5 protein-coding genes are annotated in these 7,096 nt (G+C 67.6%); 3 read left to right on the top strand and 2 right to left on the bottom strand.

The genetic code is table 11. The features are described from left to right. Positions 1-71: 71 nt before the first annotated feature. Positions 72-1,430 (bottom strand): hypothetical protein, encoded by a 1,359-nt coding sequence (locus ACFWBD_RS35030; RefSeq protein ID WP_384125716.1) that lies wholly within the window; start codon positions 1,428-1,430, stop codon positions 72-74. Between the two features lie 946 nt (positions 1,431-2,376). Here ACFWBD_RS35030 and ACFWBD_RS35025 point away from each other — a divergent pair. Continuing rightward, the gene (locus ACFWBD_RS35025) at positions 2,377-3,477 is read left to right on the top strand and encodes an exonuclease domain-containing protein (RefSeq protein ID WP_385676019.1); all 1,101 of its coding nucleotides are present in this window, start codon (positions 2,377-2,379) and stop codon (positions 3,475-3,477) included. 723 nt (positions 3,478-4,200) lie between these two features. Next, on the top strand, positions 4,201-4,701 hold the full coding sequence (locus ACFWBD_RS35020) for a hypothetical protein (protein WP_385676016.1): 501 nt from the start codon (positions 4,201-4,203) through the stop codon (positions 4,699-4,701). A 61-nt stretch (positions 4,702-4,762) separates the two neighbouring features. Here ACFWBD_RS35020 and ACFWBD_RS35015 read toward each other — a convergent pair whose 3' ends face one another. Further along, positions 4,763-6,391, bottom strand: coding sequence for a hypothetical protein (locus ACFWBD_RS35015; RefSeq protein WP_385676013.1), 1,629 nt, complete (start codon positions 6,389-6,391; stop codon positions 4,763-4,765). 129 nt (positions 6,392-6,520) lie between these two features. On the opposite strand from ACFWBD_RS35015, the gene ACFWBD_RS35010 reads away from it, so the two are divergent. Continuing rightward, the gene (locus tag ACFWBD_RS35010) at positions 6,521-6,688 is read left to right on the top strand and encodes a hypothetical protein (RefSeq protein ID WP_385676010.1); all 168 of its coding nucleotides are present in this window, start codon (positions 6,521-6,523) and stop codon (positions 6,686-6,688) included. Positions 6,689-7,096 lie beyond the last annotated feature (408 nt).

Raw genomic sequence — 7,096 nt, 5'->3', positions numbered from 1 at the left:
GGCCCGGAGCCGATCGGCTCCGGGCAGCGGGGGCCTCCTCCTCGTAACCCCAGACAGGGATGTCCTGCTGCTCAGCGGGAGACGGGCGGGAGGGCGCGCTCGAGGAAATCGAGCCGGACCTGGCGGGGCAGGGTGCTGTCGAGGCCGAGAGCGGTGCGGATGGAGTCGGTGCTGACCTCGCGGGGAATCTCCAGACGGCGTTCGGCGTCGCCGATGATCTCGCCGATGAGATTGTGGGCTGTGCGGGGGTGGTGGCGGATGAGCCAGTCAAGCATCTTCGTCACCGGCGTCGTGATGCCGTAGAAGACCGTCGGACCGCCGACGGAGCTGTCGAGTTCCTTGCCGTACGCGAGTTCGTCGAGGACCGCGTGCAAAACGGTCGCGGCCAGGTCATGGGCGTCGATGATGCTGTCGGTGTCGGCAGCCACGCTCAGGGCGAGTTCGTCGGCGATCTCCTGGACGGCGCTCGCGGTGCGGAAGCGCAAGGCCCAGCGCTTGCGCCAGTCGGGACGTTCCCACAGGGTGCCGAAGAACCGGCGTGCCAGGCGCTGGCGCAGCTCGGCCAAGCCGATCGACAGGTCGCCGTCACCGGAGTCGAGCTTGGCGGCCGCGCTCTCCGGGGAACGGTCGCGTTCCTCTGCCCAGTCCTGGGCCACGGGGCGCGACCAGAGGCTGCGGCCGCTGACCGCGGCTTGGGGCGGGGGCACTTCGCGCTGGTCGCGGGCGATGTAGGCGCGCAGGGTGGAGGCCGCGATGCCGCCGATCTTCGCCATCTCCGGCACGCCGATGAGCTGGTCGGCGGCGAGTTCGGGGGCGGACAGGCGCACCACACACTGTGCCAGCGGCCGTGCGTCTGAGGGCCGGCGCGCGGCCCACAGGGCCAGGTGGTCGTTCCACGGGTCGGGGGGCGGGGCGTCGAGGTCGAAGTTGGCGACCTTGAGCAGGCGGCCGCCGTCGGGGTGGGCGTTGTCGTCGAGGAGGTCGGCGGCGGTGATGGTGGTGGCTGCCTTGATCGGCCGGCGCTCGAAGCGTTCGCTGGGGGCGTCCCAGACCTGGTCGGGCCGGTACCAGGTGGTGCCGTCCCACCAGTAGCCGCCCTGGCGGAACAGGAGCTGGGGTCCCCACCAGCTGCTGTGCCAGGGCGAGGCGTCCTGGTCCCGGACCAGGAGAACGGTGCGGCCGTGCTCGGGGTGCCGGCGTACGACCCAGGCCAGGTCCTGTCGGATCGGATCGGTCGTGAAGGCGAGCCAGGAACCCTTCGTGTCGGCGACCTTGTCCCAGCGGCCCCACGTGCTTCCTTCTTCATGGCGTCCGATGGCCTCGATCGCGGCGGGATCGTCGACCGGGATGTGGTCGTCGTCCACGAAGGGCAGGCCGGGGACGGGGTGGTCGGTGTGCAGGCCGTTGGCGACGGGCTGAAGGCGATGCATCGTGCTGTACTCCTCACGGCTTGAGTGCTGTAAATACTTACAGCACATGCGATCCCCATCGCACAGCACTGTGAAACCCCTTTGCCGACAGACAAGTTGGCGACAGGTCAGGCAACGACACTCACGACGGCACTCGTGCTTGCTCGCGACGGAGGCCGCAAGGTGCCGTCGTAGCGCTGCTCGCGCTGAAGTGACGCGCCGATGACGGCAAGAGGGCGAAGCACTCCGCAGGTGGGGAGGTCCGTACGCCGGTGCCTGGCAGGCGCTGGGCCGGACGTGCCCGTCTTACGCAGAGAGCATCCGCGCGAAAAGGGGTTCTGCTGTGGGGACTTGAGGGGATGGCTGTCAGCGCCCGTTGCGATGCTCAGTACAGGTGACTTGGGTGACTTGGAAGGGGTGTGCGATGCAGGACGATCTGCTGGTGGTCGGATTCGACCTCGAGACGCAGACCGAGGTCCGCATCGGCGAGTGCCCCCTGGAGCAGTGGCGCACGCTCGGCTCCGGACGGCGCGAGACCGTGGTCTGCTTCTACTGCTGGCACGGCATCGACGCTCCGCCGGCCACAAAAGTGCCGCTGCTGGCTCGCGGCCGGATCGGCGGCCTGGTCCGGCCGCACGCAGCCCCCGCCTCACCGACGACGACGAGGGCGGCCTCTTCGGCTTCCGCTTCAAAGCCGCAGGCAAGGCATAGCGTCTACCCGCACGACGCGCGTCGGGTAGCACGGCTCACCCGGCGGCCGTGGCCGGACCCCCGCCGAACCGGGGCAGGTCATCGACGGAGGCGTCCAGGCGCAGTCGCACGTACGGGTGCTGACCGGCACTATGGCGCTGTCGATGTGTCGCAGCCGGTCCTCGGCGGTCGGGCCGATCAGAGCGGTCTATAGGATCAAGCAGTTCCGCACACGGCTGACCGAGCGGTGTGTCCGCACAGCCCGGGGTGTCTGAGCATGATCTTCGAAGTCCGTACTGCTGAGTTCCTCGGCGCTCTGCTCGGGGCCCTGCCGGATGGCTGGAACGGTTCCTGGACGGGACCGCAGCTGCACGACCACCGTGAAGAGGAGTTGCGGCTGAAGGATTTGGCGCGCGACGCCAACGCCTGGGCGGGGTTTCTGCGGCCCGATGAGACTACGGGCCCCGGAGCGCGGCTGCTGCTGTCCCTGGGTGATACCGACGTCCGCTACGGAGCCGTCATCGGCCTCCTTTCCGGCGCCGATGACAGTTCGTCCATGTTCATCTACTCCCCTGGCGGCCTGGCAGACATCGGCGGAGAGTTCCATCGGCTGCCACGCTCCAGCACACCTGAGCATGTGGCCAATGTTCTGTGTCGGCTGACTCGGGCTGCGGACCAGCGCTCGGTCGAGGACCACCTCATGGAAGCGGCAGCGGTCGGCCGTCACGCAACCGGATGGTTTCCTGGCGAGCGGATCGTCGTGCTGGACCTAGAGACAACCGGTCTGAGTACCGACGATGACCGCATCGTGGAGGCCGCATGGCTTCTGGCTGATCACCGTGCTCTGGCCTGGAAATCAGTCCTGGTCAATCCGGGCATCCCGATTCCGGTGGACGCCTACGACATCCACGGCATCGACGACGTGCTCGTCGCCGCAGATGGAGCTGATCCTCGTGATGCCCTCGATGAGCTGACCGGCACACTGGCCAAGCACATCGCCGACGGGGCCACGCTGGTGGTTTTCAACCGCACCTACGACCTGCCACTCCTGGACGCGGAGTGCCGACGCCACAGTCTCCCCACCCTTACCGATCGACTGGCTCAGCCAGTGCAGGCCATAGATCCGATGCGTATCCGCCAGCAGACCCGCTACAGAGGCAGCAATACGTTGGCTGCTCTCGCCGAACTGCATTCCCCCGGCAACCTCGCCGCGCACAGCGCTCTGGGCGACTGCCTGGCCACCTGGGATGTCCTCGCTCACCTCTGTCTTCATGAGGGCAAGGCCATTGTGCGCCACCTGGCTCGCCGGCGAGAAGGCGGCCGGTCTGACACACCGCTCACAGTTCGCGACTTGCTCGCCAGCAGCACTTCGTGGTGAGCGGCGTACCGCGCCCCCCTTTCCGCTCAGCGCCACGACGGCTGCAGAGCTGGCGCGGGAGCGGGAGCGGTCTCGAGCAGACCCCCATCCCCGACAGGAGCCAGACGCGGCGGGCTGGCGGTTAGCGACGACGTCGTCCATGACCGGGCAGGCCGGCCAGGATCGCGTACACGCTGGAGCCGCTGCCGCTCGTGACCGGCTTCGCCCATCCATGCGTCGGTTCGGGGGGCACCAGGCGCAGCAACCCGTCCACGACGCGAGGCCGGGGGGCGGGAGCCGTTATCGGCTCGCCGGACAGGGGGCACCGCTCGCCCTCCGGCATGGAGTGCTGGGCAAGCGTGTTCTTGTGTGTGATCCGAGCCCAGGTTCCGCACGCGCACTCGTAGCTGTTCTGCAGCTCCGGGCCGCTCAGGACCACTTCTCCGGACTTCGGGCAGATACCGGGGCATCCCGGTGCCGAGTGCTCGTAGAGGTGACCGTTGCGCAGACTCGCTTTCGTCGGGGAACCGCAGTCCGGACAGACACACGCCTTCGTGGGAGCAAGACCGCGCCTCGGCATGTGGTCACCCTTCGCTCGCCGGGCCCCAACTCGCAGCTATCAGGGGGCGGTTAGGTTCTCCCCTGCCCGAATGCCGCCCACACCCGAGTACGCGCGAGCGGTAGCATTCGCGGGTTTCACCCTCCCGGCACACTCAGCCGTCGGCGTAGACGAGGAGCAGTGCAATGCCCAGGAAGACCAGCACCGAGAATCCGTCCGGCTACGACCCCAAGAGCGACACCGTCCGGGTCAGGCAGCACGACTTGGCACGCCTGCTGCTGATGTTCCGTTCGCTGGTCCGCGAGCAGGAGCCTGGTAGCTGGGATCACATGAGGGACTACGACGTGTCCTTCGAGCGACTGGCAGATGCCGTCGACGCTGCCGCTGAGGCCCGGCAGGGCGCCGACTGGAAGGGCCCTGACCTCCGGATGCGCTGCACCACCACCGAACCCGTCTACGACTGGCCGGACGGTGCACCCTACGACGGCGGCGCGCCGGTTACATGGAACGTTCCGGGCTACGGATCCCATGCCACCTCAGGTGACGAGGGGCGGCACTCGCTCAGGTCACTGTGCGGCTTCAGCTGGGCGCAAGGCGAAGGCCGACGCGTGGACAGCCTTCCAGACTGCCTCGAGTGCCGGCGCGAGGTCCAGCTTGGTGCCGACCGCCCCCGCGGCAACTGGTGAGTTGCGAACTTCTACCGAGGACGCCCCCTGTTAGAGGCACCCCGACCAGCCGCTGAGAGACTCAGCCGCTGATGCCGAAGGTGTGCAGCCACCACAGACCCGGCGTGGTTACCCGGCTGTTCAACAGGAGGCAGAAGCCTACGATCAAGCTTAGGAGCGAAAGCCCAGCGGCGGTACCGAGGGGAAATGCAGCACTGTCTTCGAGGTTCCCTGCGGGTTCATCAGCTTCTGCGAGCCAGATCGGGAAGAGAGCGATGGCCATCAGGATGGCCCAGCCGACGGCGGTGAAGAGGAGATCAGCCACTGCCAGCAGGGCGAGTCCCCACCACGGTGGCCCTTCCTCGGAGAAACACGCAGCTGCGAATGCCGCGCCGTCCAAGTAGACAAAGACGGGAGGGAAAAGAGAGAGGAACCAGCCGACACCCATAGCAATGTTCGAGAAGGTCCAGAATTCACTGAACGCCGGGGAAGGCTCCGGATCATGGGCGGCAAGGGGCGGCTGCACTGGTAGCACCACCAAATGGTCTTCCGTCCGTCGGTTCGTTTCCTGAGCGGCGCGTTGTGGGGCCTGCCAGTTCGGAATACCTTGGGCTCCGACATCGCGGAGCCTGGGCTGGGAGGTGGAGTATTCGGCGCTGGCTTGCGTCGACACTTCGGGAGGCGTCTCTTCTTCGGTGAGTCGACTGACCTGCCTGCGCAGGACTTGGATCTCTTGTCGCAGAATCCGTATCTCTTCCTGCTGGCGTTCCAGGTCGGCGTTCATCTCCCGTACGAGATCGCGGGCACCGGCCAGGCGTCGTTCCTGATCACTTACAGTCGCACGCAATCCGCCTCGTTCGGATTCGGCCGTTTCCGCACGCTGCCGTTCCTGCCCGAGTTCGCCAGTCACTTCCTGCAAATGCTGTTCCAGAGCGGCCAGTTGCCGAGCGGTGTTCTGGCGAATCCCCTCGATGGTTTCCTCCGCGGCGGCGTCCCGAGTGAGCCATGCGGTCTCCTGTGCTTCCGCGAGTTCTGTCTTCAGCCGTTTGGTCTCCTCCTGGGTGTGGCGGAGAGCTTGGCTTAACAGGCTCGACAGGACAGCCTTTTCCCGTTCCAGCACTTTCCGGGCATCGACCGCGTCGTAGAGCTCCGCCCGCAGCGGCACGGCAAGCCGTAGCGCCGCCCGGTAGGCCAGCCACAGGTTCTGCACGTCCTCCGCAAGCGGTGGCGGTTGGAGAACCTCCAAAGCCAGATCGAGCAGATGCTGGACTAGGTCTTTCGTCGGCATCTTCTCGCCCGCGATGAACTTGCCCAGTGTTGCCTTGGACCTGCCGGAGGCGTCCGCGGCGGCTGTGACATCCGTCTGGTGCATCTGGCCACGCAGCGTCAGTTCATGAGCCATTTTGGACTGGGTCCAGGGCGGGTCGGCGTCCAGCAGCGGTTGCAGCACCACCGCACGCCAGAGTGTCACCCACTGCTTCACCGGCTCCGGCAACGACGCGTCAACAGGGTTCAGAGGCCGCCCTGGCCGCCGTCTCTTCTCAGGCTCCTCCACCATGCTTGCCCTTGCTCTTGTTTCTTCCCCCGCGGAGACATCACGCCCACGCCATGCCTCCGCTTCCGAGCCAATTGACCAGCCGCAACGGTGGTGGACACCAAACCGCCCGGACCCGACATTCGGCAGGAGTCCACCATGGTCGATCCGCAGCATGCGCCGCAGGCCAACCGGCAAACTGCGCCGCCTGCCCGCCCGTCCCGAGTTCCGGCCCTCGCGGGAGCTGGCCTCGGAAGTGTCGGCGCTCTGACCCTGACACTGGCCGGCGCACCGTGGGGCATCGTCTTGACCGTCGCGCTCACCGGCCTCGTCATCGTGCTCGTGCAGTCCGTCGTCCAGGGAACCATCCCGCAGAACTCCCCCGACCGCCTCGCCTGGTGGCAGCACTACTGGAACTATCGCCGCACACAGCCCCAGACCCACACCCCGCCCCCACAGCACCCGCCGGCGTAGGCCCCCATCGGAAGGGTCGATTGATGAAGGCCGCGCCTCCCGCCGGTCACGCGCCTGTTCGGATGCATGTGGTGCAGCCCTGCGTCGCGTTCCCGCCGGACACGGCATGCGGCCTCCGCACTGGCGACGCCGGTACGGAGGCCGCCTGTGTGTCAGCGGGTGCGCAGCCACCACTCCAGGATGGCGACGAGGACGCCTCCGGTGGAGCCGGCGAGGCCGAGGACGGCGCGGCGGCCGGCTTCTCGCCACAGTGCCTGCGGGCAGCGCGGGCCGGCGGGTGTGGTGGTCTGGGTCGTAGTGCGGGTGGCGGCGGGCTTGCGGCGGCGGGCTTGCGGCGGCGGTAAGCCATGGCGGGTCTCCCCCTCGGTGGCGGTGTGGATGGTGGTGCGCCGGGCCCGGCGTTAACTC

This window comes from Streptomyces sp. NPDC060002, from assembly GCF_042737245.1.
Taxonomy (GTDB): domain Bacteria; phylum Actinomycetota; class Actinomycetes; order Streptomycetales; family Streptomycetaceae; genus Streptomyces.
Note: the sequence above shows the minus strand (reverse complement) of the source record. Positions and strands in the feature narration are given on the sequence as shown.